1 protein-coding gene is annotated in these 1,298 nt (G+C 45.2%); it reads left to right on the top strand.

Features of this window, described 5'->3' with window-relative positions; genetic code table 11:
• Positions 1 to 407 precede the first annotated feature (407 nt).
• Positions 408 to 1,034, top strand: a complete 627-nt coding sequence (locus COY37_RS04385) for a sigma-70 family RNA polymerase sigma factor (RefSeq protein ID WP_286679166.1) — start codon at positions 408 to 410, stop codon at positions 1,032 to 1,034.
• Positions 1,035 to 1,298: the final 264 nt, after the last annotated feature.

Genomic DNA, 1,298 nt, shown 5'->3' with positions numbered 1-1,298 from the left:
AATTACCAATGTACTACACCGTTGCTTTGATAAAATTTCTCCAAAATCGCTTTTTTATAGATCGCTTTTGTTGTAAAATTAGAGTCTGTGTAATAGAAAGACAAAGCGGCTGTATATTACGCGAATTATCGATAGGTTAAGAAAAATAGGAAAGCCTTTCCTGCCCGGTAGGGCGCCTGGCGGCAAGCTGGCGGGCGGATGGATAGCATAGACATAAGACGCAGCATTAAATAGTAGCAAGTGCCTTACAGCCATTGAGGGGGCTTTCGTGACGTTTGCCTGTAATCGGCGAGTTTTATGTAACGCTCGAAATTTTAAGAACGTAACCCGTATCTTTTTAGCAAATCCTTCGTCTTTTCTTTATGGAAGGGTTGTTTTAGCACCCCATGGCGTCGAGAGGGGGCCGGATGAATAACCTCAAGAATCTCGACGTCCTGGTGATGAACGCAAAACAACTAAACGCAGATGCGTTGACGGCGCTCTATGATAATTACCTTCCGCATGTGTTCCGGTACATTTACTACCAGGTAAACGACAGGCCTTTGGCCGAAGACCTCACATCAGAGGTGTTCCTAAAGATGCTTGTCGCGATACCTGATTTCAGGGAAGACGGCAAGTCGTTTTATCCGTGGCTCTTAAGAATAGCCAAGAATACGACGCTGGATTACCTGAGGTCTAAATCCAAACGGTCGCACGTATTGTTTGACGATGATATCGAAGAGCTTCTCTTTGAAAGCAGAAATAAAGCCGACCTTGAGCAAACCGTAATCTCGGCGCTCGATGCAGAAGAGGTCAAAAAAGCCGTCGTAAAACTTACAGATGAGCAGCAGCAGGTACTTCTGCTGAAGTTTACAATGGGGCTCTCCAATAACGGGATCGGCAAGGTGCTCGAAAAAACCGAAGGGTCGATAAAGTCGTTGCAAGTAAGGGCTCTCGCTTCTCTTAGAAGATTGCTCGAGAGGCAGGAGGAGCCGGAAGAACGGGTTGAGCCGATGATTACCGAAGCCAAGAAATCCCTTTTCAGGAAGGCTTAGCTCCAAAGAAAAGGGTCCGCTAGCTGTCATTCTGAACGAAGCGTAAGCGAAGTGAAGAATCTAGATCGCAGTAGCTTTGTTAGAAGTTAGAGGGTCTAAGCTTAAATAGAGTAAGTGAAAAAGATAAAAAAGAAATTCTGGTGGAGTTAGTGGATAAGGCAAGTGCAAACAACAAAAAACTAGAGAGTGCGCTCGATTACAGCATAAAGCTTTTAGGCTCAGGTGCTACAATCGAAGAATGCTTGAGGCTCTATCCCAACCAGC

The organism is Candidatus Aquicultor secundus, from assembly GCF_002791875.1.
GTDB lineage: Bacteria > Actinomycetota > Aquicultoria > Aquicultorales > Aquicultoraceae > Aquicultor_A > Aquicultor_A secundus.
Note: the sequence above shows the minus strand (reverse complement) of the source record. Positions and strands in the feature narration are given on the sequence as shown.